This window comes from Campylobacter concisus (assembly GCF_002913545.1).
GTDB classification, from domain to species: Bacteria; Campylobacterota; Campylobacteria; order Campylobacterales; family Campylobacteraceae; genus Campylobacter_A; species Campylobacter_A concisus_AV.
The window spans coordinates 1-519 of the sequence record NZ_PPBR01000109.1; the positions used below are offsets into that span (position 1 = coordinate 1).

The window sequence follows — 519 nt, forward strand, 5'->3', positions numbered from 1 at the left end:
GTGCCTTGCAAAGTCACTTAAATTTGCGTAGTTGCCCTCTTTGTAGAATAAATTTTTGCCATCTTTCCAGACTGATTGATGCACGTGCATGCCGCTGCCGTTGTCGCCATAAAGCGGTTTTGGCATAAATGTAACTGTCTTGCCGTTTAGGTGAGCGACCATGCGGACGACGTATTTGTAAATTTGAACATTATCAGCAGCCTCAACTAAGTTGCCAAATTTCACGCCGATCTCGCCTTGACCTTGTGCGACTTCGTGGTGCCCTAAAAATACTTCAAGACCAACTTGCTCTAAAACCTGCATCATTTCAGCTCTTAGATCGACCATGCTGTCGATTGGCTGAGTCATCAAGTAGCCGCCTTTTCTGCGTGGGCGGTGACCTGTGTTGTAGCTATCTTTGAAGTCTGCAGCGTCGTTCCACTCGCCTTCTTCGCTATCTACTTGATACATCGCGCAGTTTGGGCTGTCGATGATTTTGACGTTGTCAAATACAAAAAATTCATTCTCAGGGCCAAAATA

1 pseudogene is annotated in these 519 nt (G+C 45.7%); it reads right to left on the reverse strand.

Annotated elements, in window-relative coordinates:
• A pseudogene (locus CYP05_RS07300) lies at positions 1–519 on the reverse strand (type I glutamate--ammonia ligase); the annotation flags it as partial.